This is a genomic window from Thioalkalivibrio sp. ALgr3, from assembly GCF_000377325.1.
Classification (GTDB): domain Bacteria; phylum Pseudomonadota; class Gammaproteobacteria; order Ectothiorhodospirales; family Ectothiorhodospiraceae; genus Thioalkalivibrio.
This window is the reverse complement of record NZ_KB897993.1, coordinates 1-25,685: the sequence shown is the minus strand read 5'-3', so window position 1 is coordinate 25,685 and position 25,685 is coordinate 1. Positions and strand designations below refer to the sequence as shown.

The 25,685-nt window shown below is 68.5% G+C and carries 21 protein-coding genes; 12 read left to right on the top strand and 9 right to left on the bottom strand.

The genetic code is table 11. The features are described 5' to 3' along the window. Window positions 1–83 precede the first annotated feature (83 nt). Window positions 84–464, top strand: coding sequence for an aspartate 1-decarboxylase (panD, locus tag C998_RS0112165; RefSeq protein ID WP_018871149.1), 381 nt, complete (start codon window positions 84–86; stop codon window positions 462–464). 69 nt (window positions 465–533) lie between these two features. Here panD and ppc read toward each other — a convergent pair whose 3' ends face one another. Both ppc and glgA read right to left on the bottom strand, forming a co-directional pair. Then, the gene (gene ppc / locus C998_RS0112160) at window positions 534–3,386 is read right to left on the bottom strand and encodes a phosphoenolpyruvate carboxylase (protein WP_018871148.1); all 2,853 of its coding nucleotides are present in this window, start codon (window positions 3,384–3,386) and stop codon (window positions 534–536) included. A 96-nt stretch (window positions 3,387–3,482) separates the two neighbouring features. Continuing rightward, window positions 3,483–4,961 carry a glycogen synthase GlgA gene (gene glgA / locus C998_RS0112155; protein ID WP_018871147.1) on the bottom strand — a complete coding sequence of 493 codons (1,479 nt, stop codon included), beginning with the start codon at window positions 4,959–4,961 and terminating at the stop codon, window positions 3,483–3,485. A gap of 123 nt (window positions 4,962–5,084) precedes the next feature. Between glgA and pgi the strand changes: the two genes are divergently transcribed. Beyond that, complete coding sequence (gene pgi / locus C998_RS0112150; RefSeq protein ID WP_018871146.1) at window positions 5,085–6,746, top strand: glucose-6-phosphate isomerase; 1,662 nt, start codon at window positions 5,085–5,087, stop codon at window positions 6,744–6,746. A gap of 31 nt (window positions 6,747–6,777) precedes the next feature. Here the strand turns inward: pgi and C998_RS0112145 are convergent, their stop codons facing one another. After that, entirely contained in the window at window positions 6,778–7,656 is an 879-nt protein-coding gene (locus C998_RS0112145; protein WP_018871145.1) for a bifunctional nuclease family protein, read from the bottom strand. Window positions 7,657–7,813: 157 nt separating this feature from the next. Between C998_RS0112145 and C998_RS0112140 the strand changes: the two genes are divergently transcribed. Next, window positions 7,814–8,422: a DUF938 domain-containing protein gene (locus tag C998_RS0112140; protein WP_018871144.1), complete on the top strand. Its 609-nt coding sequence runs from the start codon at window positions 7,814–7,816 to the stop codon at window positions 8,420–8,422. A gap of 243 nt (window positions 8,423–8,665) precedes the next feature. Then, on the top strand, window positions 8,666–9,292 hold the full coding sequence (locus C998_RS0112135) for a peroxiredoxin (RefSeq protein WP_018871143.1): 627 nt from the start codon (window positions 8,666–8,668) through the stop codon (window positions 9,290–9,292). A 114-nt stretch (window positions 9,293–9,406) separates the two neighbouring features. Here C998_RS0112135 and C998_RS0112130 read toward each other — a convergent pair whose 3' ends face one another. Then, complete coding sequence (locus C998_RS0112130) at window positions 9,407–10,246, bottom strand: SDR family oxidoreductase (RefSeq protein ID WP_018871142.1); 840 nt, start codon at window positions 10,244–10,246, stop codon at window positions 9,407–9,409. Between the two features lie 95 nt (window positions 10,247–10,341). Between C998_RS0112130 and C998_RS0112125 the strand changes: the two genes are divergently transcribed. Beyond that, complete coding sequence (locus C998_RS0112125) at window positions 10,342–10,755, top strand: YchJ family protein (RefSeq protein ID WP_018871141.1); 414 nt, start codon at window positions 10,342–10,344, stop codon at window positions 10,753–10,755. Further along, window positions 10,752–11,399, top strand: coding sequence for a DNA-J related domain-containing protein (locus C998_RS0112120; RefSeq protein ID WP_018871140.1), 648 nt, complete (start codon window positions 10,752–10,754; stop codon window positions 11,397–11,399). The genes C998_RS0112125 and C998_RS0112120 overlap by 4 nt, the downstream gene beginning before the upstream one ends. 10 nt (window positions 11,400–11,409) lie before the next feature. On the opposite strand, the gene C998_RS0112115 is transcribed toward C998_RS0112120, so the two are convergent. Further along, a complete protein-coding gene (locus tag C998_RS0112115; RefSeq protein ID WP_018871139.1) occupies window positions 11,410–12,201 on the bottom strand; it encodes a ferredoxin--NADP reductase in 792 nt (263 codons plus the stop codon). Window positions 12,202–12,421: 220 nt separating this feature from the next. Here C998_RS0112115 and clpB point away from each other — a divergent pair, with 220 nt between their 5' ends. After that, the gene (clpB, locus tag C998_RS0112110; RefSeq protein WP_018871138.1) at window positions 12,422–15,004 is read left to right on the top strand and encodes an ATP-dependent chaperone ClpB; all 2,583 of its coding nucleotides are present in this window, start codon (window positions 12,422–12,424) and stop codon (window positions 15,002–15,004) included. An 89-nt stretch (window positions 15,005–15,093) separates the two neighbouring features. Here the strand turns inward: clpB and C998_RS0112105 are convergent, their stop codons facing one another. Beyond that, window positions 15,094–16,344: a PQQ-dependent sugar dehydrogenase gene (locus tag C998_RS0112105; RefSeq protein WP_018871137.1), complete on the bottom strand. Its 1,251-nt coding sequence runs from the start codon at window positions 16,342–16,344 to the stop codon at window positions 15,094–15,096. 161 nt (window positions 16,345–16,505) lie between these two features. Here C998_RS0112105 and C998_RS0112100 point away from each other — a divergent pair, with 161 nt between their 5' ends. After that, window positions 16,506–16,883 (top strand): hypothetical protein, encoded by a 378-nt coding sequence (locus C998_RS0112100; RefSeq protein ID WP_196799391.1) that lies wholly within the window; start codon window positions 16,506–16,508, stop codon window positions 16,881–16,883. A gap of 33 nt (window positions 16,884–16,916) precedes the next feature. On the opposite strand, the gene gdhA is transcribed toward C998_RS0112100, so the two are convergent. After that, window positions 16,917–18,266: an NADP-specific glutamate dehydrogenase gene (gdhA, locus tag C998_RS0112095; RefSeq protein WP_018871135.1), complete on the bottom strand. Its 1,350-nt coding sequence runs from the start codon at window positions 18,264–18,266 to the stop codon at window positions 16,917–16,919. Window positions 18,267–18,455: 189 nt separating this feature from the next. Between gdhA and C998_RS0112090 the strand changes: the two genes are divergently transcribed. The 4 genes from C998_RS0112090 (at window position 18,456) to C998_RS0112075 (ending at window position 23,146) form a co-directional block, all read left to right on the top strand. Beyond that, on the top strand, window positions 18,456–19,805 hold the full coding sequence (locus C998_RS0112090) for an alpha/beta fold hydrolase (protein WP_018871134.1): 1,350 nt from the start codon (window positions 18,456–18,458) through the stop codon (window positions 19,803–19,805). A 64-nt stretch (window positions 19,806–19,869) separates the two neighbouring features. Next, window positions 19,870–21,042, top strand: a complete 1,173-nt coding sequence (locus C998_RS0112085; protein ID WP_018871133.1) for a putative zinc-binding metallopeptidase — start codon at window positions 19,870–19,872, stop codon at window positions 21,040–21,042. Window positions 21,043–21,077: 35 nt separating this feature from the next. Beyond that, window positions 21,078–22,748 (top strand): BCCT family transporter, encoded by a 1,671-nt coding sequence (locus C998_RS0112080; protein WP_018871132.1) that lies wholly within the window; start codon window positions 21,078–21,080, stop codon window positions 22,746–22,748. A 107-nt stretch (window positions 22,749–22,855) separates the two neighbouring features. Then, a complete protein-coding gene (locus tag C998_RS0112075; RefSeq protein ID WP_018871131.1) occupies window positions 22,856–23,146 on the top strand; it encodes a hypothetical protein in 291 nt (96 codons plus the stop codon). A 36-nt stretch (window positions 23,147–23,182) separates the two neighbouring features. On the opposite strand, the gene C998_RS0112070 is transcribed toward C998_RS0112075, so the two are convergent. Together C998_RS0112070 and C998_RS0112065 are read right to left on the bottom strand one after the other, a co-directional pair. Next, window positions 23,183–23,755 carry a hypothetical protein gene (locus C998_RS0112070; protein ID WP_018871130.1) on the bottom strand — a complete coding sequence of 191 codons (573 nt, stop codon included), beginning with the start codon at window positions 23,753–23,755 and terminating at the stop codon, window positions 23,183–23,185. Window positions 23,756–23,838: 83 nt separating this feature from the next. Continuing rightward, window positions 23,839–25,521 (bottom strand): bifunctional diguanylate cyclase/phosphodiesterase, encoded by a 1,683-nt coding sequence (locus tag C998_RS0112065; RefSeq protein WP_018871129.1) that lies wholly within the window; start codon window positions 25,519–25,521, stop codon window positions 23,839–23,841. Window positions 25,522–25,685: the final 164 nt, after the last annotated feature.

Sequence of the window (25,685 nt, the reverse complement as noted above, 5' to 3'; positions counted from 1 at the left end):
GGACGCGGGACATTGCCGCTCCCGCGTGCATCGCGCATAATTCCCGGCCCCGTGAAAAGACCGTTCGCCGACGGAAGACGCTTATGCTGGTCACCATGCTCAAGGGCAAGCTGCACAAGGCCCGAGTCACGCACTGTGAGCTCGAGTACGAGGGGTCCTGCGCGATCGATACGCGTCTGCTGGAGGCCTCCGGGATCCTGCCGTTCGAGCAGATCCAGATCTACAACGTGGACAACGGCGAACGCTTCACCACATACGCGATCGAGGCGGAAGCCGGGTCCGGGGTGATCTCGGTCAATGGCGCCGCTGCGCACAAGGCATCGGTGGGCGATCGCGTGATCATCTGTGCCTACGGCCAGCTGGATGCCGCCGAGGCGCGCGAGTTCACCCCCGATCTGGTGTATCTCGACGCCGACAACGCCATCGCCCGCACCGGGCACGATATCCCCGTCCAGGCCGCCTGAGTACGGCATTATTGGCCCGGGGCCCTGCATGAGCCCCGGGCCCCGGCCAGTGCGTGTCCCGCTCCGGTCTCAGCCGGTGTTGCGCATACCCGCGGCGATCGCGTTGATCGAGCGCAGCAGCGGCGAGATCCAGGGGTTCTCCCGGGCGTCCCCGTTCCCTTCGTTCTCGGCCTCGAAACCCCGTGACTGGCGCAGCAGGTGGATCTGGATGCTGTTGAGCGGATCCAGATAGGGGTTGCGCCGCTGCAGCGAGCGCGCCAGCAGAGGCGTTTCTTCCATCAGCCCGTCCAGCTGAGCCACCCGCAGCACCTCGTTGACGGTGCGGCTGTGTTCCTCGCGTACCCGCGAATAGATGCGCTCGGACAGGTCGGTGTCGTGCGACAGCCGGGCGTACTCGGCGGCGGTGCGCATGTCGGCCTTGGTCAGGGCCATCTGGCAGTTGGACAGCAGCGAACGGAAGAACGGCCACTCCTGATACATGCGCTGCAGCTGTTCCAGGCGTGCCGGATCGTCGCCGCGCCAGCGTTGCAGCGCGGTGCCGATGCCGTACCAGGCCGGCAGGGTGTGGCGCGACTGGGCCCAGCCGAAGACCCACGGGATCGCGCGGATCGAACTCTTGGAACGGTCGGTCTTGCGCCGGTGCGAGGGTCGCGAGCCGATGTTGAGATAGCCGATCTCCTGCACCGGGGTGATCTCGTAGAAGTAGTCGAGCGTGCCCGGGGTGTGGTCGATCAGATCGCGGTAGGCATCCTCGCCCAGGCGCGCCAGTTCCTCCATGGTCTCGCGGTAGTCGTCGCGGTCGCAGCGCGGCGGGCGGATCAGGCTGCGCGAGGCCAGCATCAGGCCGGTCGCGCCCATGCCCAGTTCGTACACCGCGGTCTCCACGTTGGAGTACTTGTACGACAGCACCTCGCCCTGCTCGGTGAACTTGATCCGCCCCTGCACGGTGGCCGGGGGCTGGGCGAGGATGGATTCGTGGGTCGGGCCGCCGCCGCGCCCGACGGTGCCGCCGCGGCCATGGAACAGCTGGCAGCGCACGCCGTAGCGGTCGGTGATGCCGACGATCTTCTTCTGCGCCTCGTACAGGTTCCAGCTGGAGGCGAGGATGCCGCCGTCCTTGCAGGAGTCGGAGTAGCCCAGCATCACGTCCTGGACGTTGCCGGAGGCGGCCAGCAGGCGCGCGTAGACCGGATTCGACAGCAGGCCCTCCAGGACGTCCTCGACGTGCAGGAGGTCCTCGATGGTCTCGAACAGCGGCGAGATGCGCAGGTGGCAGTACGCTCCGGTTTCCGGGTCTTCGCCGGCCAGTCCGGCCAGGCGCCCCAGCAGCAGGACTTCCAGCACGTGCGAGGCCGCGTGGGTCATGGAGATGACGTAGGTGCCGATTCCGTCCGGGCCAACCTCGCCGCGCATGCGGCGGATGACCTCGAACACCTCCAGGGTCTCGCGGCTGCGCTCGCCGAGCGTGTTGCGGTCGGGCTGCGGCAGATCGTCACCGCGGCCGATCAGCTCCGCCAGACACTGCTGACGGGCGGGCTCGTCCATGGCCGCGTAGTCCAGGGCCGGATCGATGTGGCGCAGGATCTCGGCGACCGCCTCGGTGTGCACGGTGGATTCCTGACGCACGTCCAGATGGTGCAGGTGGAAGCCGAAGGTCTCGACCAGACGGATCAGGTCGGTGAGCGCGCCGCTGGCGATGTTGCGGTCACCGTGGCTGATCAGGGAGTCGCGGATCAGCTTGAGGTCGTGCAGGAAAGAGTCCGGCGTGGCGTAGGCGCTGTTGGTGGGCAGCACCGCGGCCTCGCCCCGGATCCGCCGGCTGACCGTACCCAGGGTCTCGCGCAGGCGGTAGCGCATGATGTAGAGCTTGCGCCGGTAGGGCTCGGTCTCGAAGCGGTCGGAGGCCCCCTGGAACACCGCGTTGGAGATGGTCGCGTCCGATTTCAGGCTGGCGAGGAATTCGGCCGATGGCTCGCACATGTAGGAGGAGTGCGTGAGGACGTTGCGCAGTTCGTTGACCCGCTTGATGTACTCGCGCAGCACCTGTTCCATCGCCAGACGCGAGGCCAGCGCGGTGACCTCCGGGGTGACGTTGGGGTTGCCGTCGCGGTCGCCGCCGATCCAGGAGCCGAAATGCAGGAACGCAGGGATGCGCACCGGCAGGGAGCCGTCCGGGTTGACCCCGTAGATGCGGCGGATCGCCTTCTCGAGGAAGCGGTAGCTCTGCGGCACCGCCTCGAACAGGCTCTCCTCGAAATAGAACAGGCCGTACTTGATCTCGTCCTGGACCTCCGGCTTCCTCACCCGGACCTCGTTGGTGCGCCACAGGATCTGGATCTGGCCCTCCAGCTCTTCGGTGATCAGGCGACGTTCCTCGTCGCCCAGTCCCGGCTGGTTGAGGCGGTCGGCGGTCTCGAACACCCGGCGCTGATTCTCCATGGTGGTCCGCCGCCGGGCCTCGGTGGGATGCGCGGTGAACACCGGCTGGTAGTGCAGCTGCCCCAGCAGTTCCTCCAGTTCCTGCGCGGTGACGCCATCGTCGTGCAGTTCGCGCAGGGCCTGGTCGAAGGAGCCCAGCCACAGCGGCTCGCCACTGGAGACCTGGGCGCGGCGCCAGCGGTAGAACAGGTCTTCCTCGGCGATGTTGACCAGCGAGAAGTAGATGCTGAAGGCGCGGATCACGCGCTCGGTCAGGGTCGTGTCGAACTGCGTGATGTCATCCATCAGCCGCTGGCGCAGCTCCGGGTCTTCCTCCTTGCGCAGGCTGACGAATCCACGGCGCAGGGTTTCCACCGCGTCGAAGACGGTCTTGCCCTCGAGTTTCCAGATGACGTTGCCCAGCAGTTCTCCGAACAGACGCACGCGCGCGCGCAGTTCCTTGTCCTGGGGCAGGAAACGGTCGTTGTGATCGGCTTGGTTCATGAGGCGGCCCGCGCAGCAGGGGGCCGGCCGCAGCCGGCCCCGCCGTGGTGGTTGCTTGCCTGCCGGCCCGTGCCGGTCGGCGGCGAAAGCCGGCGATTATAGCGCAGATGCGCCCGCGCGCGCCCGGGGGCGGTGTTCGCGATAGAGTTCGAGATAGGCCCCGGCGGCGACCTGCCAGTCGAAGTTCTGCTGCATCCCGGTGCGCATCAGCTGTTCCCAGCGGCCGTCGGCGCGGGCATGGTAAAGCGCCAGGGCCCGCTCCAGGGCGTCGCCGAGCGCCGGGATGCTGTCCGGAGTGAAGCTGAAACCGGTGGCGCGGCCGTCCGCCAGGGCTTCGGGGGTGGCGTCGACCACGGTATCGGCCAGGCCGCCGGTGGCATGCACCACCGGCGGGGTGCCATAGCGCAGGCTGTAGAGCTGGTTGAGCCCGCAGGGCTCGAAGCGCGACGGCATCGCGAACAGGTCGGCACCGGCCTCGATCTGATGGGCCAGCGGTTCGTCGTAGCCGATGTGGACACCCACCCGACCCGGGTGGGCCCGCGACAGGGCGCCCGCGGCGTGCTCCAGATCGGTCTGCCCGGAGCCGACCAGCGCCAGCTGAATGCGCCCGGCCTCGGCCAGCGGGGCGGCCACCGCCAGCAGCAGGTCCATGCCCTTCTGCTCGACCATGCGCCCGACGTGACCCAGCAGCGGGATGTCCGGGTCTTCGGCCAGTCCCAGGCGACGCTGCAGGGCGGCCTTGCAGGTGGCCTTGCCGGAGAGGTCGTCGGGCCCGTAGGCGGCGGCGATGTGCGGGTCGCGGGCGGGGTCCCAGGCGCGGTAGTCGACGCCGTTGAGGATGCCGTGGAACACGTTGGCCCGCGCGCGCAGCACGCCGTCCAGGCCCATGCCGTGTTCCGGTTGTTGGATCTCGCGGGCATAGGTGGGCGAGACGGTGGTGATGGCGTCGCTGAACATCAGCCCGGCCTTCATGAAGGACAGCTGCTGGTGGAACTCGACGCCGTCCGGGTGCCAGAGCTCGGCGGGCAGCCCCAGCGCGGTCGCGGTTTCGGCAGGGAACAGGCCCTGGTAGGCCAGGTTGTGGATGGTGAACACCGACGCCGGGCAGCTCCCCGTTCCGCAGGCCTCGCGCAGGTAGATCGGGAGCAGGCCGCATTGCCAGTCATTGCCGTGGACGATCTCCGGTGCCCAGTCGAGTCCGGCGTCGTCGGCGGCCACCCGGGCCACGGCCCGGGCGAAGCCGGCGAAGCGCTGTGCGTTGTCCGGCCAGTCCTGACCGTTGGAGGCGGTGTAGGGGTTGCCGGCGCGCTGGAAATACTCCGGCCAGTCGACCAGGTAGACCGGCATGCGCGTGCCCGGCAGGTGGCCTTCGATCAGTTGCCACGGGGCGTCTTCCGGGCCCGGGTGGGTGACCGGCCGGCGCAGGCGCTGCACCGCCTCTGGGTAGGCCGGCAGGATCAGGCGCGCGTCCTGTCGCCGGCGCCGCAGGGCAACGGGCAGGCTGGCGCTGACATCGGCGAGGCCACCGGTCTTGACCAGACCGTAGACCTCGCTGGTGGCAAAGAGGATGCGCATGACGGCTTCTCCGTGACGGGATGTCCAGTGTAACGCAGTCGCAGGCGGTTCACGGCCGCGCAGGCTGACGGGCGCCGGGTCGCGGATTATGCTGGACCCGTATCCACGACGCGAGTTAAGTGCATGAACCGTTCCGATCGAATCGCCGCGCGCGAAGCCCTGCAGAACGAAGCCCGGCGCCTGGAGCAGGAGCACCTGCGCGAACTGCTGGCGCGCGAGCCGGAACGGGTGGAGCGTGATGTCCGCGAGGTGGCCGGCCTGCGCCTGGACTGGACGCGCCAGCGGCTCGATGCCGATGCCTGGGAGGCGCTGTTCGCGGCGGCGCGGGCCGCCGATATCCCTTCGGCGCTGGAGCGGCTGTTCGGCGGCGAGCGGGTCAACGTGACCGAGGGGCGGGCCGCGCTGCACACCGCGTTGCGCCTGCCCCGCGAGGCTCGCTGCGAGCTGGACGGCGAAGACGTGGTGCCGGCAGTGCATGCGGTCCTGGACCGGGTGGAGGCCTTCGTGCGGGAGGTGCAGGACGGGACCCACCGGGGGTTCACCGGGCGGGCGATCGACACGGTGGTGAACATCGGGATCGGCGGCTCCGATCTGGGGCCGCGGATGGTTTGCCGGGCGCTTGCCGAGCATGCACGCGCGACCGCCGATGGGAGTCCGCCGGAGATGCACTTCGTTTCCAACATTGATGGCGAGGCCCTGTGGCAGGTGCTGCGTCAGGTGGATCCGGAGACGACTCTGTTCGTAGTGGCCTCCAAGACCTTCACCACCCAGGAAACCCTGACCAATGCCCGGGCCGCGCGGGACTGGCTGGTGCGCCATGCCGGTGGTGACGAGTCCGCGGTCGCGGCCCATTTCGTGGCGGTGTCCACCGCGCGCGAGCGGGTTGCCGAATTCGGGATCGCCCCCGAGCGCATGTTCGGTTTCTGGGACTGGGTCGGCGGTCGCTATTCGGTGTGGTCGGCGATTGGCCTGCCGGTGGCGCTGATGCTGGGCATGGACGGTTTCCGCCGGTTCCTGGCCGGAGCCCATGCGATGGACGAACACGTGCGCACCGCGACGCTGGAGGACAACGCGGCGGTGCGCATGGCGCTGGTGGACCTGTGGAATCAGGATACCCAGGGTGCGGAGTCGCGCGCGGTGCTGCCCTACGACGAGCGGCTGTACTTCATGCCGCCGTATCTGCAGCAGGCGGAGATGGAAAGCCTGGGCAAGCGGGTGCGGCTGGACGGCACGCCGGTGGAGGGGGATACCGGGGCGCTGGTCTGGGGCGCGGTGGGCACCGACGGGCAGCATGCGTTCTATCAGCTGCTGCATCAGGGTACGCGGCGGGTGCCGGCGGAATTCATCGGCGTTGCGCGCGCCGAACACGACCTGCCGCAACAGCACCCGATGCTGCTGGCCAATCTGGTGGCCCAGGCCGAGGCGCTCGCCCTGGGGCGCAGCGAGGACGAGGCCCGGGCGGAGATGGCCGCCGCCGGTCGCGATGCGGCCGAGATCGAGGCGCTGGCGCCGCATCGCAGTTTCCCCGGGGACCGTCCGAGCACGCTGATCCTGCTGGAAGACCTGGATCCGGAGCGCCTGGGGGCGCTGATCGCCCTGTTCGAGCACAAGATCTACGTGCTTGCGAGCCTGTGGGAGATCAACGCCTTCGATCAGTGGGGCGTGGAGCTGGGCAAGCAGCTGGCCGGCCGGGTGCTGGCGGATCTGGACCCGGCCGGCGAGCCGGGTCCGCACGACCCGGCAACCATGGCCAGCATCGACTGGCTGCGCCGGCACATGCGCTGAAGCGCCCGCGGAGGGACCCGGCGGCGCGCGTTCAGGCCTGAATCGCGTCTTCGTCGTCCGGCAGCACCGGGACGTCGGTGGGCAGCGTGATGGTGCGGGTCTCGCCGTCCAGCCAGAAGCGCAATTCGGCTTCTTCGTCGTCCGGGGTGGTTCCCACGGCCTCGAGGAAGTCGATCGGGGTTTCCGGGCTGCGTCCGTTGACTTCCAGGATCAGCGCGCCCTGCTCCAGGCCGGCCTCGGCGGCGGCTCCCTCGGCACGGCTGACGAGGACGCCGGGCTCGTCCGGCAGGCCCAGGGCCTCGCGCAGATCCGCACGGGCCTCGATCACGGTGATGCCCAGCGCGGTGACGATCTCGTCGTCACCGGGGGGCTGGAAATCGAAGGGGACGTCGGCCTCGAGGATTTCCGGTGCCACCGCGATGGGCGCGCCGGTGCGCACTGCCAGCGCGAGGGCGTCGCTGGGCCGGGCATCGATCCGCCGCGGTGCCCCCTCGCCGGGGACACGCAGCTCCAGCATGCCAAGATAGGTGCCGTCTTCCAGCCCGTCCACGATGACCCGTTCCAGCTCCGCGTCGAGTTCGCGCAGCAGGTCGACCATCAGGTCGTGGGTCATGGGCCGCGGTACGTCGACATCCTGCATGGCCAGGAGGATGGCGCGGGCCTGGTCGGTGCCGATGACGATGGGCACGACCTCGGCGGATTCGGGGTCGCGCAGCAGGGCAATGGGCAGGCCGCTGTGCGAGTCCACCCCCACGGTGGCCAGCTCCACCGGCAGGAGGGTGTCCGGGTCGCTGGCCGGCTCGCGTGCGTCGGCGTGGGAGGTGGCGGCCACGGCGCCGAGGAGCAGCCCCAGGGCGGTGGCCCATGCAAAGATCCGGGAGCGGGCGGGACGATGCGGGTAGCGGGACATGGGGGCTCTCCGTAAAAGGGACCTGAATACGGATCATGGCAGTCCCGCACCTGCGGGGTCCATCGCGGACCCGCTGAACGTGCGGTCTTGCACCTGGTCGCTTCGGGCGTCGCTTATGCTGGGCCGGAATCCGCACACTGCAGATCCGGAGAATCCCATGGAAGTGCCTCAGCGCCCGTATGCACCGGCGGCCGAACAGAACCGCGAGCCGATCCTGGAGGTTCTGGAACGGTGGTTCGTCCGTCCGGGTGCCCTGCTGGAGCTGGGGGCGGGGACCGGGCAGCATGCGGCTTTCATGGCGCCGCGCCTGGGACATCTGCAGTGGCTGCCCACCGATGTCGTCGAACACCTGCCGGGGATCGAGGCGTGGCGGCGCGAGGCGGCGGCGCCCAACCTGCAGCCGCCGCGCGCCCTCGACGTCGCCGCTGATCCCTGGCCGGACGGTCCGTTTCGTTACGTCTACAGCGCGAACACCGTCCACATCCTGCACTGGCCGGGGGTGGAGGCGCTGTTCGCCGGGGTCGCCGGGGTCCTGGAACCGGACGGGCTGTTTGCGCTGTACGGGCCGTTCGCGCATGACGGGGAGCACACGGCCGAATCCAATGCGCGCTTCGACCGTTCCCTGCGCCAGCAGGACCCGGGGATGGGGGTGCGCGATCGCGCCGACCTGGACGCGCTGGCGAGCGACTGCGGCTTGACCCGGCAGGCGGTGGTGGACATGCCGGTGAACAACCAGATCCTGATCTGGCGGCGGGATCCGGTCTGAGTCGTACGGTTTGTGGACCGGGTCACTGTCCGGCGGGAACTTCGGGCGAGGTGGCGACACCAATGGTCTACCATGAAGTGGCCATGGAAATGGATCCAGGGCGAATCATAGGATCAGGCGATCGGTGTGATTGATATAATAGAATTCACATCATAAGAATTCGCCGATATAGTGATGCACATGATCGATAACGATCATCTGCCACCAACCGAATGAACGGAAACAAGCAAAGGAGATAGCGATATGACGCTTCGTCTGGGCGATACCGCACCGAACTTCCAGGTCGACACCACCTCCGGCAAGATCGACTTCCACGAGTGGATCGGCGATTCCTGGTGCTTCTTCTTCAGCCACCCGGCCGACTTCACCCCGGTGTGCACCACCGAGATGGGTCGCACCGCGCAGCTCGCGAAGCAGTTCGCGGACCGCAACGTGAAGCCGCTGGGCCTGTCCACCGATACGGTGGAAGAGCACAACAAGTGGATCGAGGACGTGAACGACACGCAGAACACGACCCTCGAATTCCCGATCGTCGCCGACGCCGACAAGAAGATCTCGGAACTCTACGAGATGATCCACCCCGGCGAGAGCGACACCGCGGCGGTGCGTTCGGTCTACATCATCGATCCGAACAAGAAGATCCGTCTGATGATGACCTACCCGATGTCGCTGGGCCGCAACTTCGACGAGATCCTGCGCGCCATCGACGGCCTGCAGACCGCCGACAAGCACGGCATCGCGACGCCGGCCGACTGGACCCCGGGTGACCAGGTGATCATCCCGCCGACGGTCAGCAACGAAGAAGCGCAGAAGAAGTTCCCGCAGGGCTTCGACGAGATCCGCTCGTACCTGCGCTACACCAAGGTCTGAACCTCCGGGTTCCGACCACCGGTCCCGGGGTTCTGCCTCCCCGGGCCGGGTCTCTCCGGGCCCCTCCGGTTCTGCCGGGCGGGGCCTTTTTCGTGTGTGCGGCGGGCGTATGCTTCAGGGCAGCAGCGGGGCGAAGCCGGCCCGGTAGTCGGGATAGCGGAAGCGGTAGCCGGAGTCCTGCAGGCGCCGGCTGTCGCAGCGCCGGCCGCGGGCCCCGTCGCGGGCATCCACGCGGTGGACCGCCGCATCTGCCGGCAGGGTACCCAGGCGCGCGGCGAGCCAGTGCAGCACTTCGCTTTTCAGGGCCGGTTCGGTATCCACGCCGAGATAGACCGGATCGGGATCGGCCAGCGTGAACAGGTGGTGCAGGATGCCGACCGCATCATCGCGGTGGATGCGGTTGGTCCAGGTCGGCGGTTCGTCATCGCCCAGTTGGCCGGCGCGCGCCAGATCCAGCATGCGTTCGCGCCCCGGTCCGTAGATCCCGCCCAGGCGCAGGCGGATGCCACGGTACGGCGAGGCCTCCAGCAGGCGTTCGGCCTCCAGCAGGCGGCGGCCGGAGAAGCGTTGTGGCAGGGCGGGGGTGTCTTCGTCGACCCGGCTGCCGTCATCGACGCCGTAGACGCCGGTGGACGACACGAAGATCACGCGTTCCGGCTGCAGGCCCTGGCGCTCCAGGGCGCCCAGCGCATGGTGCAGCGCATCGACATAGGCGCGACGGTAACCCGTGTCGTCCATCCGGTCGGGCGTGGTGATGAAATACACCGCCCGTGCCGTTCGCGGCAGCTCCGGCAGGCCGTCGGGGTCCGTCAGGTCGCCCTGAAGGGGCCGGATCCATTCGGGCAGGTGTTCGGGATGGCGCCGCAGGCCCCAGACCCGGTGCCCGGCGTCGTGCAGCCGACGGCCCAGCCCGGTGCCCAGGTCTCCGCAGCCGAGGATCAGGATATCGTCCATGCGGTTCACTCCGGTGTGGCTGGGGGTTACGCTACTCCCTGCACTGGCGTGGGGGGATTTCCCGCGTCCTGATCATTTTTTCTCGGGGGATCGAGATGGGGAGCCGCAAGCCGAAACCGGACAGCGTGAATTGCCCCTGCGGGTCCGGTCAGCCGCGTGAGCGGTGCTGCGGGCCGCGCATCGACGGCAGCGCCCCGGCGGAGACCGCCGAGGCACTGATGCGCTCGCGTTACACCGCCTACACCGAGCATAACGAGGCCTACATCCTGGCGACCTGGGATCCGCAGACCCGCCCGGCCTCGCTGGAGCTGGATCCGGACCGGCGCTGGCTGGGCCTGAACGTACGCGGCACCGAGGCCGGCGGCCGCGAGCACACCACCGGGGTGGTCGAATTCGTTGCCCGCGCGCGGCTGCACGGCCAGGGCATGCGGCTGCACGAACGCAGCCGCTTCCGGCGCATCGATGGCCACTGGTACTACATCGACGGCGACACGCCGGACGCCTCGTGAACCCCGTCGTCGATGTCGCCGCGGATGCGCGTACCGGGGTCGATACCGAGGTCGATCCGGGACTGCTGGCGGCGGTGGAGCAGGGCGTGCGCGCGCAGGCCGCGGGACAGACCGAGCACGCCCTGATCGCCCGCCTGCGCGACGCCGGCGTGGTGCCTTTCGCCGGGGCCGACCTGCGCGAGCCGCTGGGGCTGTTCCGCACCCATTTCCTGCTGTTTCACTGCCTCTATCGCCTGCGCGACCGGCTGGCGGCCGAGGGCGAATGGCTGCGCATCCACTGCCTGGATATCGGCATTCAGGCGCGGGCCATGGACGGGGCCGGGGCCGCGGCAACCGCCGGCACGGTCTCCGCGGCCCCGGTGCGCGAGGACCCTTTGCGGGCCTATTACCTCGACCTGAGCACTCTGGATCAGATGGATGCGGCCGCGGTGCAGGCCTTGCTGGACGGCTTCTGGCGGCGGATGGGCGGTGGCGACCGCCGGGCTACGGCGCTGGCGGTGCTGGAGCTGGCGGATCCGGTGGAGGACGCGGAGATCCAGTCCCGCTACCGCCGCCTGGCCCAGCGCCACCACCCCGACCGGGGCGGTGACACGGCCACCCTGCAACGCCTCAACGAGGCGCGCTGGATCCTGCTGGGGGGGTGATGCGGGAGCGTCAGTCGTCGGCGTCGTCCATGGTGGTGACGAAGGCCTGCTCCACGGTGTAGGTGCCGGTCCCCTTGTAGCTGGTCTGCACCCAGCCGTGTTCCTCCAGCCACTGGCTCATCTCGCGGTTCATCGCCGGGTTGCCGCACAGCATCACGCGATCCTGCTCCGGATCCGCCGGCGGCAGATCCAGCGCCCGGAACAGCTCGCCCGAGCGGAACAGCTCGGCGCCGCGCTGGTTGTTGTCGAACGGCTGCTGCGCCACCGGGCAGGCGAAGTCGTGATCCTCGCGGGTCACGGTGGGCATATACCGGAAACGATCGCTGATCTTCGCTTCCAGTTCCTCGCGATAGGCCAGTTCCTCCACGGTCCGGACGCTGTGCACCAGGATGACCCGTTCGAAATGTTCGAACACCTCGTCGCTGCGGACCAGGGAGACGAACGGCGCGATGCCGGTGCCGGTGGCCAGCATGTACAGATGCCGCCCGGGCTGCACGTAGTCCACCGTCAGCGAGCCGGTGACCTTGTTGTTGATCCAGATCGAGTCGCCCGGTTCGACATGGGCGAGGCGGCTGGTCAGGTCACCGTCGGGCACGTGGATGCTGAGGAACTCGAGTTCCTCGCTGGACGGGTCCGACACGATCGAATAGGCGCGCGGGATCAGCTTGCCCTCGGGGCGCAGGCCGAGGGTGACGAACTGGCCGTTGCGGAATTCGAAGCCTTCCGGCCGCGTGGTGGTGAAGCTGAAGGTCTTGTCCGACCAGCGATGCAGGGACGTGATCTGCTGTTCCGAATAGGGCATGACGAGCGCTTATCTCCTAGTGTTGTACTCAACAATTTAACAGCCGCGGGGCCGGCCTGCCGAAAGCGCCGGTAAGGGCGGGGGCTTCCCGCGCGCCGCAGGTGGACCCGAGAACGCGCACGGAAACGGGAATTTGTGGCCGCGGACTTGAACCCGGGTATGCGTGGCCCCATGGTTCAGGTCAGTTGCCAATTTCGAAGCGAGGATCAATCCAATGCGAATGGATCGCCTGACGACCAAATTCCAGAGCGCGATCTCCGACGCCCAGTCGCTGGCGGTGGGCCGGGATCATCAGTTCATCGAACCCGCCCACCTGCTGCTGGCCATGCTGGATCAGGAGGGCGGCACCACCCGCCACGTGCTCGACCGTGCCGGGGTCAACGTGCGCCAGCTGCGCTCCGCGCTGGGCGAGGCGCTGGATCGCATGCCGAAGGTAGAGGGTGCCGCCGGCGACGTGCACGTGTCCAGCGACCTGGGGCGCATGCTCAACGTGTGTGACAAGCTGGCCCAGGAGCGTAAGGACCAGTACATCCCCAGCGAGCTGTTTCTCCTCGCCGCCATCGACGAGAAGGCCGGCGTGGGCGAGATGCTGCGCAATGCCGGGGCCAACAAGGACAGCCTCGAGGACGCGGTGGACCAGATCCGCGGCGGCGCCCAGGTGGACGACCCCAATGCCGAGGAGAACCGGCAGGCGCTGGAGAAATACACCACCGACCTGACCGAACGTGCGGAGCAGGGCAAGCTGGATCCGGTGATCGGGCGTGACGAGGAGATCCGTCGCTCGGTGCAGGTGCTGCAGCGGCGAACCAAGAACAACCCGGTGCTGATCGGCGAGCCCGGGGTCGGCAAGACCGCGATCGTCGAGGGCCTGGCCCAGCGCATCGTCAACGGCGAGGTGCCCGAGGGGCTCAAGGACAAGCGCGTGCTGGCGCTGGACATGGGCTCGCTGCTGGCCGGGGCCAAGTATCGCGGCGATTTCGAGGAGCGCCTGAAGTCGGTGCTCAACGAGATCTCGCAGGAAGAGGGTCGCGTGATCCTGTTCATTGACGAGATCCACACCCTGGTGGGCGCCGGCAAGGCCGAGGGCGCGATGGATGCCGGCAACATGCTCAAGCCGGCGCTGGCGCGCGGCGAGCTGCACTGCATCGGTGCGACCACGCTCAACGAATACCGCGAGAACATCGAGAAGGACGCCGCGCTGGAGCGCCGCTTCCAGAAGGTGCTGGTGGACGAGCCGACCCAGGAGGACACCATTGCGATCCTGCGCGGGCTGAAGGAGCGCTACGAGGTGCATCACGGGATCGAGATCACCGACCCGGCGATCGTCGCCGCCGCGCAGCTGTCGCAGCGCTACATCACCGACAGGCAGTTGCCGGACAAGGCGATCGACCTGATCGACGAGGCGGCCAGCCGGATCAAGATGGAGATCGACTCCAAGCCCGAGTCCATGGACCGGCTGGAGCGGCGGCTGATTCAGCTGAAGATCGAGCGCGAGGCGCTGAACAAGGAATCCGACGAGGCCTCGAAGAAGCGCCTGGGCACGCTGGAGGAGGAGATCGAGCGCCTGGAGCGCGAGTACTCCGACCTGGAAGAGGTGTGGAAGTCCGAGAAGGCCTCGGTTTCCGGCGCCGCGCAGCTCAAGGAAGAACTGGAACGCGCGCGCCAGGAGCTGGAGACCGCGCGCCGTGCCGGTGACCTGTCGCGCATGTCCGAGCTGCAGTACGGGAAGATCCCGGATCTGGAGAAGTCCCTGGCCATGGCCCACGAGATGGAGAGCCAGGAGACCCAGCTGCTGCGCAACAAGGTGACCGACGAGGAGGTCGCCGAGGTCGTCTCGCGCTGGACCGGGATCCCGGTGGCCAAGATGCTGGAGGGCGAGAAGGACAAGCTGCTGCGCATGGAAGAGGCCATCGGCGAGCGCGTGGTCGGCCAGAACGAGGCGGTGACCGCGGTGGCCAACGCCATCCGCCGTTCACGCGCCGGGCTGGCGGATCCCAACCGTCCGAACGGCTCGTTCCTGTTCCTCGGCCCCACCGGCGTCGGCAAGACCGAGCTGACCAAGTCGCTGGCCGGCTTCCTGTTCGACACCGAGGAGGCCATGGTGCGCATCGACATGTCGGAGTTCATGGAGAAGCATTCCGTGGCGCGGCTGATCGGGGCGCCCCCGGGCTACGTCGGTTACGAGGAGGGCGGCTATCTGACCGAGGCCGTGCGCCGCAAGCCGTACTCCGTGATCCTGCTGGACGAGGTCGAGAAGGCGCATCCGGACGTGTTCAACGTGCTGCTGCAGGTGCTGGATGACGGCCGCCTGACCGACGGTCACGGGCGTACCGTGGACTTCCGCAACACGGTGATCGTGATGACCTCCAACCTGGGCTCGCAGCAGATCCAGGAGATGGCCGGCGAGGACAACTACGATCGCATGAAGGGCGCGGTGATGGAGATCGTCGGGCAGCACTTCCGCCCCGAGTTCATCAACCGCGTGGACGACGTGGTGGTCTTCCACCCGCTGGAGCGCGAGCAGATCCGTGCGATCACCGAGATCCAGCTGCGCTATCTGCGCGAACGCCTGGAGGAGCGCGAACTGGGGCTGGAGGTCTCGGACGCGGCACTGGATCACCTCGGCGAGGCGGGCTTCGACCCGGTATACGGGGCGCGGCCGCTGAAGCGGGCGATCCAGACCCAGCTGGAGAACCCGCTGGCGCAGCAGCTGCTGTCCGGCGAGTTCGTCTCCGGCGACACCATCCGCGTGGACATGGAGGGCGGGGCCCTGCGCTTCGTCAAGCACGCCGAGGCGGCCTGAGCCGCCCCGGTTCGTCCCGACTCCACTTCACAGGGATGACACGAAGGCCCGCCATGTGCGGGCCTTTCTGCGTCCGGGCCGGTTGTCGGCTAGTCCGCCGGGTCCAGGCGGTACAGGCCGCTGTCGCCGTGGTCAGTGATCACGTACAGATGGCCATCCGGCCCCATGGCCACGTCGCGGATGCGTCCCGGGGTGCCGTCGAGGATGATCTCGTCCTCGATCACCTCGTCGCCGTCCACCCGCAGACGCCACAGCTGGCCGCGCACCAGCGAGCCGGCGAACAGGTCATCTTCCCAGGCCCTCACCGGTCCGCCCTGGTAAACGGTCAGGCCGGACGGAGCGAACGAGTCTTCCCAGTAGAAGATCGGCTCGTTGACCCCGGGGGCCTGACGTCCGATCCCGACCGCCTCGCCGGTGGAATATTCGTCGCCGAAGGCGACCTGCGGCCAGCCGTAATTGGCCCCGGCCTCCAGGCGATGCAGCAGGTCACCGCCGGACGGACCGTGTTCGGTAGTCCACAGCTCGCCGGTCTCCGGGTGGCGGACCATGCCCTGGTTATTGCGATGACCGAAGGAGTAGATCTCCGGCAGCGGGCCGGCCGGATCGGCCGCATCCGCGAACGGGTTGTCGTCGGGGACCCGGCCGTCCTCGGTCAGGCGGATCATGGCGCCGCCCGGGTCGCGCACGTTCTGCGAGGGATGGCGCAGGCCGCGGTCCCCGATGCTGAAGATGACCGTGCCGTCGCCGGGGAACAGGATGCGCGAGCCGTAGTGCCGTCCGGGGTCGTAGCGCGGGGTCTGCGCGTACAGGGTCTCGCGGTCCTCGAGCTCGGTGCCGTCGTCGCTCAGGCGGGCCCGCGCCAGCGCGGTCCCGGTGCCGTAGTCGGCGTCGCCGACCACGCTGTCGGTGTCCCCGGGACTGGAATAGGTGAAGTAGATCCAGCCGTTGTCGGCGTAATGCGGATGCACCGCGACATCCAGCAGGCCGCCCTGGCTGCCGCCCTCGGGGGCGGTCCTCTGAGTCGCTTCAGCCTCGATGGCGGGCAGATTGCCGATCTCGGTGGCCTCGTCCCCGTCGATCAGCCACAGCCGGCCGGGGCGTTCGGTGATGAGCTTGCGCCCGTCGGGCAGCCAGTCCACGGCCCAGGCGTGTTCCAGCCCTTCGACCACGCGCACCACGTCCAGCTCGGTGGCATCGGTGGTGAGCCCGGAGGCCACGGTTTCGTCGCTGACCGCGACCCCGGCGCCGGCAGCCGTGCTGGCCGAGAGCAGAGCCACGGCCAGGCCGCCCGCACCGGCGCGGCGGGCCGTGGGGCGCTTGTTCGGGAAAGCTGTCTGCATCGCGCATGCCTCCGTCTTTCTGACTGGATCTGTCATCCTGAAACCGCATGGACGGGGTTGCAATCGCGGACATGCGCCGGGACGCGGTTTCGCTTAATCTGGCCGGACTGCCACGGTGGCAGTGTGCGATTTACCCACGGACACCTACGGAAGGGTTGCTCATGGAACAGAACGGATGGCGTACCCCCGCTGCGCCCGCACAACGGCCGATGCCCGAGCAGAGGCAATCGGGCCCGGGCATCGGCTCGTTTGTGGTCAGTGCCACCTGCGCGGTGCTGATGTTCCTGCTGCTGGTCGTGGCCGGCATGCTGGAACTGTCGACCCCGGGCGGTCTGGACGAGGAATCCGCAGAGGCCATGCTGATCGGCATGTTCATGTTTCTGCTGATGGGCGGGCTGCTGGTGGGGCTCGGTCTCGGGATCGGCGGGTTGCTGCAGCGGGAGCGCCGGAAGACCTTCGCGATCCTGGGAACGGTGCTGGCCGCGGGCACGCTGCTGCTCACCGTCGGGATCTTTCTGCTGGGAATGATGCTGGCATGAGGGCCCGGCGCATGGAGCGCCGGGCCCGGGACCTCAGATGTGGCCCATGGCCTCCATGGCGCGGGCGACCTTGACGAAGCCGGCGATGTTGGCGCCGACCGAGTAATTGCCCGGTGAGCCGTATTCTTCGGCCGTCTCGAAGCACGTCTGGTGGATGTTCGCCATGATCTCCTGCAGGCGTGCTTCGGTGTGTTCGAAGGTCCAGGAGTCGCGGCTGGCGTTCTGCTGCATTTCCAGCGCGCTGGTGGCCACGCCGCCGGCGTTGGCGGCCTTGCCCGGACCGAACGCGATGCCCGCCTCGCGGAAGGTCTGAATGCCCTCCGGGGTCACCGGCATGTTGGCGCCTTCGGCGACCGCGATGCAGCCGTTTTCGACCAGCGCCTTCGCGTCCTTGCCGGTCAGTTCGTTCTGCGTGGCGCAGGGCAGGGCGACCTCGCAGGGGATCTCCCAGATGCAGCCGTTTTCGCGGTATTTCGCGCTCGGCTTGCGTTCGGCGTAGTCCGAGACCGGGCCGCGTTCACGCTCCTTGATCTGGCGCAGCAGGTCCAGATCCAGGCCGTCCTCGTCGAGGATCACGCCACGCGAGTCCGAGCAGGCGATGACCTTCGCACCCAGCTGCTGTGCCTTCTGCGTGGCGAAGATCGCCACGTTGCCGGCGCCGGAGATCACCACCCGCTTGCCTTCGAGGGAATCGTTGCGGGCCTTCAGCATCTCCTGGGTGAAGAACACCGCGCCGTAGCCGGTGGCCTCGGTGCGCGCGCGGCTGCCGCCCCAGTCCAGACCCTTGCCGGTGAACACACCCGACTCGAAGCGATTGGTCAGGCGCTTGTACTGCCCGAACATGTAGCCGACCTCGCGCTGGCTGACACCGATGTCGCCGGCGGGGACGTCGGTGTATTCGCCGAGGTAGCGATACATCTCGGTGATCAGGCTCTGGCAGAAGCGCATGATCTCGCCGTCGGAGCGGCCCTTGGGATCGAAGTCGCTGCCGCCCTTGCCGCCGCCGATCGGCAGCCCGGTAAGCGCATTCTTGAAGACCTGGGAGAAGCCGAGAAACTTGACGATCCCCAGATACACCGATGGATGGAAGCGGATGCCGCCCTTGTACGGCCCCAGCGCGCTGTTGAACTGCACGCGGAAGGCACGGTTGATCTGGAGTTCGCCGCGATCGTCCTGCCAGGGCACGCGGAAGATGATCTGGCGTTCCGGTTCGCAGACGCGCTGGATGATCTTCAGGTCGGCGAATTCCGGGTACTTGACCAGAACCGGGCCCAGGGTCTGCAGCACCCCGTGCACGGACTGGTGAAACTCCGTCTCGCCCGGGTTGCGGTGCAGGACTTCCTGATAGATCGGCTCGAGTTTCTCGTCGAGACTTCCGTTCATGAGTGTCTTCCTGTGTGAATCATGGGCGCGCATTAAGGCATAACCTGGTACCCGGGACAATCCTGTCTGCTCTTTTGTGGTGCAGAATGCACATGGATGGTGCGGGCTGGACGGGCGGCGCGCGGCGCGGGAACATGCCCGGAATGGAAGTGTCGGGGGCCGCCGGAGGCCGGGCCGGAGGATGAAACCATGGATGAGCGGGCAGGGGTGCGTGACGTGTTCCGCCGGCTGATGTGGCGGCTTGCGTGGATGCCGGTGCTGCTGGCCGTGGCGGTGGCCGGGACCGGCTGCACCCTGCTGGAGGCGCGCGGCCAGTTTGCCGCGATGCAGGGGGCCTGCGTACTGGAGGGCCACATCGCCGGGGCCGGAGAGGCTGGCAAGGATTCGGACGACGGGGCCTACGTGGTGCTGGCGGTGCGCGAGCGCGGTGAGGGATTGCCGCCGGAGGTAGTGGATCACGTGCTCACCGGGTCCGGCGGGCAGTGGTTCTTTGCCCTCGAACCGGGCGTGTGGTCGGTGCTGGGTTACTGGCAGGATGGCCGCGATGCGGGCGCCGTGCCGGGGGCCGCCCATGCCTGGGAGCGCGGTGCAACGCTCGATTGCGGCGCGGGCGAGCGCTACCTGGACCAGCGCATCCGGGTCGACGACCCCGCGAGGCGAATCGACGGGGCGTTCGACGAGGGCGGACTGACGTTCCCGGGCGCGGCGGCGGAACGGGCGGCACACGAGGATGATTCGCTGCCCAGCCTCGGGCGGGTTACGGCCTTCGGTCTTGTCACCACGCTGGCGGACCCGCGATTCGATCCGGCGATTGCCGCCGCCAGTCAGTGGCGGCCGCTGGATTTCGTCCGCGATGGCTACGCCGGGGTGTATTTCCTCGATGGTCCCTACGACCCCGCGCGCGAGCCGGTGCTGTTCATCCACGGCATGAACGGTTCGCCCGTCTCCTTCGAGGCGCTGGTGGAGGATCTGGATACCCGCCGTTTCCAGCCCTGGGCATATTACTACCCGTCGGGTGTCCCGCTGGAAGCGGCCGCGGTGCACCTGGCGCAGGTGATGGAAGAGCTGGAGCTGCGCTATGGCCTGGAACGGTATCAGGTGGTGGCGCACAGCATGGGCGGTCTGGTGGCGCGCGGCTTCCTGCTGGAGCGTGAGCGCCGCGGCGCGCCTGCCCGGGTTCCGCGCCTGGTGACCCTGGCCACGCCCTGGGGTGGCCACCGGATGGCCGCGACCGGGGTCGCGCATGCGCCGGTCGTGGTGCCGGTCTGGCGTGACATGGCGCCGGGCAGCGAATTTCTGGAAGGGCTGTTCGCCGGCTCGGCCGGGATCCCGGCCGAGACCCATCTGCTGTTTGCGCATCGCCGCGACAGCGGGCGCAGCCGCGAGCTCACCGACGGTGTGGTGAGCCTCGAGAGCATGTTGCGGCCGGAGGCCCAGGCGGCGGCCGCGAGTCTCTACGGGGTGGATGCCACGCATGCGGGCATCCTCGAGCATCCACGAACCCTTGAGCGGGTGCGGACACTGCTCGAGGGGCCCTGACGCGGGGCGCCGGAGGGCGTACTCTGGAGCGGTACCGGCAGACCGGGAACGGCGGGGAAGATCCATGCAGTTGTTCGAGTGCGAGGCCTGTGGCCTTGCGGTTCATTTCGACAATACCCGCTGCACCCGCTGCGGCCACCGCCTGGGTTTTCTGCCCGACCGCATGCGGGTGGCGGCCCTGGCCCCGGTCGGGACGGGCACCGACCGGCAGGGCCGCGAGGTCGCGGGGGGATGGTGGCAGGTGGCCGGGGAGCCGGACGGCCCGCGCTATCGGCAGTGCCGGCATTATGCGGTGGACGGCATCTGTAACTGGATGGTGCCGGAGTCGGATCCGGATCCGTTCTGCCGCGCGTGCCGTCTCAACCGGACCATCCCCGATCTGAGTGTTCCCGGGAACCGGACGCTGTGGGCGCGTCTGGAGGCGGAGAAGCGGCGTCTGGTCTATGGCCTGCTGCGGCTCGGCCTGCCGGTGACGCCCAGGCGCGATGACCCCGCGGGCCTGGCATTCGATTTCCTGGCGTCCACCGCGCCGGCGTTTCAGGAGGGGGGTGGCGTGGTGACCGGGCATGCCGCCGGTCTCATCACCCTGGATATCGCCGAGGCCGATCCGGCGGTGCGCGAGCGCATGCGCGAGGCGATGGCCGAGCCCTATCGCACCATTCTGGGACATTTCCGCCACGAGAGCGGCCACCATTACTGGGAACGCCTGGTGCGCGGTGGCCCGGCGCACGAGGATTTCCGCCGGCAGTTCGGCGACGAGCGCGCCGATTATGATGCCGCGCTGCGCCGGCATTATCGCGAGGGGCCGCCGGCCGACTGGCAGGAGCGCTTCGTCAGTGCCTATGCCAGTGCTCATCCGTGGGAGGACTGGGCGGAGACCTGGGCGCACTATCTGCACATCGTGGATACCCTGGACACCGCGCGGGCCTATGGCCTCGAGGTTGGCGCCGAGGGGCTGGCCGGGTCGGCGATGAGCCACGCACCGGATTACGATCCCTATCATGCCCCGGACATCGATACCCTGATGGATCACTGGCTGCCGCTGACCAATGCCCTCAACAGCCTCAACCGCAGCATGGGGCATGGCCACATCTACCCGTTCACGCTGACCCCGGCCGCGATTGCGAAGCTGCGGTGGGTCCATGCGATCATTCGGGCCGCGCGCGACCGTGCAGGGCCGGGATGCGGGACGAGCCCGGCCGGCGAGTCGTTCACGCCCCGGCGGTCGTCCGCCTGACCCGCCCGCATCGGATCCGGAAACCAGGGGAATCCATGTACAACGTTGCCACCCGCGGTCCGTTCAAGGGCCTGAACCCCCGTGTCGCCTTCGTCTCCATCGTTGCCGTGCTGATCATCGTGGCGCTGGCGATCTACCGCACCGATCAGGTGGATGCCGCAGTCAGCGGGGCACGCGATTTCCTCAGCCCCCTGCTGGAGTGGTATTACGTCGCCGCCATGGCCTTCTTCCTGGTCCTGGTGATCTGGCTGGGCATCGGCCGTTACAAGGACGTGCGCCTGGGACGGGACGACGAGGTCCCCGAGTTCACCACCCTGTCCTGGCTGGCGATGCTGTTCGCCGCGGGCATGGGCGTGGGCCTGCTGTTCTGGGCGGTGGCCGAACCCCTCAGCCACTATGGCGGCAATCCGTTCGTGGCCGGCGACGGCGACCCGGCGGCGGCGGACATGTCCATGGTGCTGACCTATTTCCACTGGGGGCTCAACGCCTGGGCGGTGTTCGCGCTGCTGGCGCTGATGCTGGCGTATTTCGGTTTTCGCCGGGGCCAGCCGCTGGCCCTGCGTTCGGCCCTGCATCCGATGCTGGGCAAGTACGTGCACGGCTGGCCGGGCGACATCGTCGACCTGCTGGCCATTCTCGCGACGGTGTTCGGCATCGCCACCACCCTGGGCCTGGGCATCCAGCAGCTGGGGTCGGGGCTGGACCACCTGACCGGGATGGGCACCTCGGCGACCACCGAGGTGGTGATTACCGCGGTACTCACGGTGATTGCGGTGCTGTCGGTGGTGACCGGGCTGCAGTCCGGCGTGCAGCGGATCTCGCAGGCCAACATGTGGCTCAGCGCAGGGCTGCTCGCGCTGCTGTTGATCTGGGGGCCGACCCAGTACCTGCTGGCGCTGGTGGTGCAGTCCACCGGCTCCTATCTGCAGAACCTGATGGGGCTGTCGCTGTACACCCATGCCCACCATACCGACGGCTGGCATGCCGACTGGACGGTCTTCTACTGGGGCTGGTGGCTGGCCTGGGCGCCGTTCGTCGGGCTGTTCATCGCGCGCATCTCGCGCGGGCGCACCCTGCGCGAGTTCGTAATGGGCGTGCTGCTGGTGCCCACCATGATCACCTTCGTGTGGCTGGGCCTGCTGGGCGGGACCGCACTGTACGCCGAGTCCGAGGGGATGGCCGGCATCGCCGCCGCGGTCAGCGAGGACATGACCCGCGCGACCTTCCTGACCATGGAGACCCTGGAGCCGGGGATAATCGCGATCGGCGGCAGCCTGCTGGTCACGGTGCTGATCGCGACCTACCTGCTGACCTCCGCGAACGCCGGCATCGTGGTGATCAACACCCTGCTGGCGCACGGCTCCACCGAACATCGCACGGTGCACCTGGCGACCTGGGGTGGCGCCATGGGCCTGCTGACCGCGGTGCTGCTGCTGGCCGGCGGACTGGAGGTGCTGCAGAGCGCGGTCATCCTCGCGGCCCTGCCGTTCTCGCTGGTGATGCTGGTGATGATCGTCGGCCTGATCCGCGGGCTGGAGGAGGAGCGCTGGGCGCCGCGGCCGGGCGAGCACAACATCGTGCCCTCCGAGCCGTGGCAGGTGCCGCCCGACCGGGCCTACGAGGATTTCGACGTGGAGGACGACGCCCCGCTGGCGGAGGACTCGCCCGAACGCGATGACGAGGGCTGGCGGTCGCGCCAGGGCTGACCAAAGGCCCGCCGCTGCAAGGGCGGACTTTCCGTGCGCCCGGGCATGGCTTAGGGTGCCCGCCGCGAATCTTACGAAAACTTCAGAGCGCGAACGGAGACCGCTACATGAGCGACGAAACCCTGCAGCTGTCCGGTGAACTGATCCAGAAGGTCCAGGGCGTGCTGGCCGAGGCCGACCCGCGTGCCCAGCAGCCGCTGGTGGCCGTGCAGTATCTGAGTGCGATCACCGGCTTTCTGCTGGCGCAGATGCCCGAGTCGGTGGATGAACGCAAGGATTACCTCAAGCAGCTCGCCGCCTTCACCGAATCGGTGTTCGACGATGTGGAAGGCCAGAAGCAGCAGCAGCCCGCTGCGCCGCAGGAAGCCAGCGGCGTATGGCGCCCCGGCGACGACTGAGCCGGCGGTTGGCGACGGGGGCGCCGGGGCAGCCGGTCAGTCCTCGTCGTCCTGACGGCGCTGCCGCATCTGCCGCAGCATCGCCTCCTGTTCGTTGAAGCTGGGCATGCGGCGTTTCCCCCCGGCATCGCGATCGCGGTCGTTGGCACCGGCGGGGCCCGGCTGGCCCGGGCGTTCGCCTTCCTTGACCTCCTGATATTCCTGCAGCTCGCGCTGGGCGTCCTCGTCGGAGGTGTAGCGTCCGCGATAGTCCTGCGGCGGGCGGTTGCCCTTGCGCAGAAAGGCCCGCATCCGCAGTTCCTTGTTGTAGCGCGTTACGCGACGGTCGATCCACACCAGGTCGAAGGCCGCCAGCGCGGCGACCGGAGCCGCCGGGAGCAGCCACCAGAGTGCGGGTGCCAGGACGGCGAGGGCGGCGGTGGCCGCGCTGCCGGCGATGAACGCCACCGCACCGACGGGTTCGTGGAGATAGAAACGGTGCCCGCCGACGGGGAACAGCAGCCACGCGGCATAGGCCGCCGGCCGCGAGCGCATGGTACTGGCCAGCCGGGCGTTGACCGCCTGCAGCCCGCCACCTTCCAGATCGAGTTTCTTCCAGGCCTTGCTCATGCGGCGCAGTCTAGGGAAACGCCGGGCAATGTGCACATTCGCACTGGCGCCCCGGGTTTTCCGGAAGCCCCGTCCCCGGCTCCTCAGGTGGCCGGCGCCGGCGGCGAATTCGCGTGTGTCCAGCGGATCACGTCGTCCAGCGGCATTGGCCGGGCGATGCCGTAGCCCTGAACCGCATCGCAGCCCAGATGCTCCAGCTCCAGCAGGGTCCGGTCGTCTTCGACGCCCTCGGCCACGACCCGCAGCCCCAGGTCATGGCCCAGACCGATGGCGGCGCGGGTGATCTGTGCGTCGACCGGACGCCGGGTCATGTCGCGTACGAACGCCTGGTCGAGCTTGAGGGCGTGCACCGGGAGTCGGCGCAGGTAGGACAGCGACGCCTGGCCGGTGCCGAAGTCGTCGATCGCCACGTCGACTCCGGCGTTCTGCAGGCGGTCGAGGGCGGCGATGACCTCCTCGGGGTTGGCCATGACCGCGGTCTCGGTGAATTCCAGCTCCAGGTCGCGGGGTGACAGACCGGCCCCCCGGATGATTGCGAGCACGCGCTCGGCGAACTCGGGATCGAGGAAATTCCGGGCGGACACGTTCACGCTCACCGGCACGTCGATCCCGGATTCGCGCAGGCGCAGCGTGTCGGCGGCCGCGCGATCCAGCAGTTCGCGGGTCAGCGGGTGGATCAGGCCGGTGTGTTCGGCCTGCGGCATGAACTCGTCGGGCGGGATGTTGCCGAGCCGCGGGTGCTCCCAGCGGAGCAGGCCTTCCAGCCCGAGGAGGCGGCCGTCGTCGGGGCGGGTCTTGGGCTGATACCACAGGTGCAGCTGGTCGCGGCCGAGTGCCTCCTGCAGTTCGCCGAGACGCTCGACCGTGCGCCGCGAGCGCTCTTCCTGCTCGGCGTTCCAGATGCGGCAGGGAAGCCCGCTGGTGCGCGCTTCGTGCATGGCCATCCAGGCGCGGGTCAGCAAACCGGCAGGATCCTCGCGAGGCCCGGTCGGAAAGGCCGTGACCCCGGCGTGCGCCCCCAGATAAACCGGGATGCCGCGAACCAGGAACGGGGCCTGCAGCCGCTCCACGGCCAGACGGGTGATCTCGGTGCAGGGGGCCTCGCCGTTGGCCGGAACGATCAGGGCGAAATGGTCGTCGTGGATATGGTAGAGGCGACTGCCGGTTTCCCCGGCCATGGTCTGCAGCCGCTGGCCGATGGCCTGCACCAGGCGGCGTTCGGCTTCCAGCCCCAGGGCGCTGACGGCATCCGCATAGTTGTCCATTCGCAGGCTCGCGAGCCATGCCGGGCGGGGGATGCCCGGCTCCGCCAGGTCGCGCTCCAGTGCTTGGCGGTTCGGCAGGCCGGTTAGCGGGTTGGCAAGCGCCTGGTCCACCAGACGCCGCGCGTGCCCGTGGAGCTGGGCGAACATCCAGCCGGTGACCCCGCCGAGGAAGGCATAGAGTCCTGCACGGGTGGTCCAGTTGAGCAGCGGCTGCATCTGTCCGGTGCTGGTGTCCAGGGGCATGAACGGGCCCAGGGCCAGGCCGGCGAGCAGGCCCAGCGCGGCGCCGCCGCGCGGGCCGAAGATCGCGGCCCCGGCCAGGATCGGGATCAGGATGAAATTCAGGTAGGCGGTGGCGGTACCGCCGGTGCGCAGGACCAGGGCGACCACGGCACCCATCTGGATGAGGATGAGTACCAGGGCGGCCAGCCGTCGGCCACCGGAAATCTCCAGCCAGGGTTCGGGCCGCCAGCGGGAGTCGAGCAGCTGTTGTATGTCCATGATGTCCCTTTCTGGAGTATTGCTGCCGTGGATGCAAGGGAAACACTGATCCATGTACACGCTCGCGCTCGAGTCGCTTTTGCGAGTGAACAAGGCGCGGCGACCGCCGTGCAGTCATTCTGCACAAGGGAGCCGCAACGCCGTGCGCGCGCAAAAGCGGCCGA

Excerpts from the sequence above, each read along its gene's own strand:
- panD (WP_018871149.1), top strand. The coding sequence starts at position 84 with ATGCTGGTCACCATGCTCAAGGGCAAGCTGCACAAGGCCCGAGTCACG.
- ppc (WP_018871148.1), bottom strand. The coding sequence starts at position 3,386 with ATGAACCAAGCCGATCACAACGACCGTTTCCTGCCCCAGGACAAGGAA.
- C998_RS0112140 (WP_018871144.1), top strand. The coding sequence starts at position 7,814 with ATGGAAGTGCCTCAGCGCCCGTATGCACCGGCGGCCGAACAGAACCGC.
- C998_RS0112130 (WP_018871142.1), bottom strand. The coding sequence starts at position 10,246 with ATGGACGATATCCTGATCCTCGGCTGCGGAGACCTGGGCACCGGGCTG.
- clpB (WP_018871138.1), top strand. The coding sequence starts at position 12,422 with ATGGATCGCCTGACGACCAAATTCCAGAGCGCGATCTCCGACGCCCAG.
- C998_RS0112135 (WP_018871143.1), top strand. The coding sequence starts at position 8,666 with ATGACGCTTCGTCTGGGCGATACCGCACCGAACTTCCAGGTCGACACC.
- C998_RS0112065 (WP_018871129.1), bottom strand. The coding sequence starts at position 25,521 with ATGGACATACAACAGCTGCTCGACTCCCGCTGGCGGCCCGAACCCTGG.
- C998_RS0112105 (WP_018871137.1), bottom strand. The coding sequence starts at position 16,344 with ATGCAGACAGCTTTCCCGAACAAGCGCCCCACGGCCCGCCGCGCCGGT.
- C998_RS0112085 (WP_018871133.1), top strand. The coding sequence starts at position 19,870 with ATGCAGTTGTTCGAGTGCGAGGCCTGTGGCCTTGCGGTTCATTTCGAC.
- C998_RS0112145 (WP_018871145.1), bottom strand. The coding sequence starts at position 7,656 with ATGTCCCGCTACCCGCATCGTCCCGCCCGCTCCCGGATCTTTGCATGG.
- pgi (WP_018871146.1), top strand. The coding sequence starts at position 5,085 with ATGAACCGTTCCGATCGAATCGCCGCGCGCGAAGCCCTGCAGAACGAA.
- C998_RS0112070 (WP_018871130.1), bottom strand. The coding sequence starts at position 23,755 with ATGAGCAAGGCCTGGAAGAAACTCGATCTGGAAGGTGGCGGGCTGCAG.
- glgA (WP_018871147.1), bottom strand. The coding sequence starts at position 4,961 with ATGCGCATCCTCTTTGCCACCAGCGAGGTCTACGGTCTGGTCAAGACC.
- C998_RS0112075 (WP_018871131.1), top strand. The coding sequence starts at position 22,856 with ATGAGCGACGAAACCCTGCAGCTGTCCGGTGAACTGATCCAGAAGGTC.
- C998_RS0112100 (WP_196799391.1), top strand. The coding sequence starts at position 16,506 with ATGGAACAGAACGGATGGCGTACCCCCGCTGCGCCCGCACAACGGCCG.
- C998_RS0112115 (WP_018871139.1), bottom strand. The coding sequence starts at position 12,201 with ATGCCCTATTCGGAACAGCAGATCACGTCCCTGCATCGCTGGTCGGAC.
- C998_RS0112080 (WP_018871132.1), top strand. The coding sequence starts at position 21,078 with ATGTACAACGTTGCCACCCGCGGTCCGTTCAAGGGCCTGAACCCCCGT.
- C998_RS0112125 (WP_018871141.1), top strand. The coding sequence starts at position 10,342 with ATGGGGAGCCGCAAGCCGAAACCGGACAGCGTGAATTGCCCCTGCGGG.
- gdhA (WP_018871135.1), bottom strand. The coding sequence starts at position 18,266 with ATGAACGGAAGTCTCGACGAGAAACTCGAGCCGATCTATCAGGAAGTC.
- C998_RS0112090 (WP_018871134.1), top strand. The coding sequence starts at position 18,456 with ATGGATGAGCGGGCAGGGGTGCGTGACGTGTTCCGCCGGCTGATGTGG.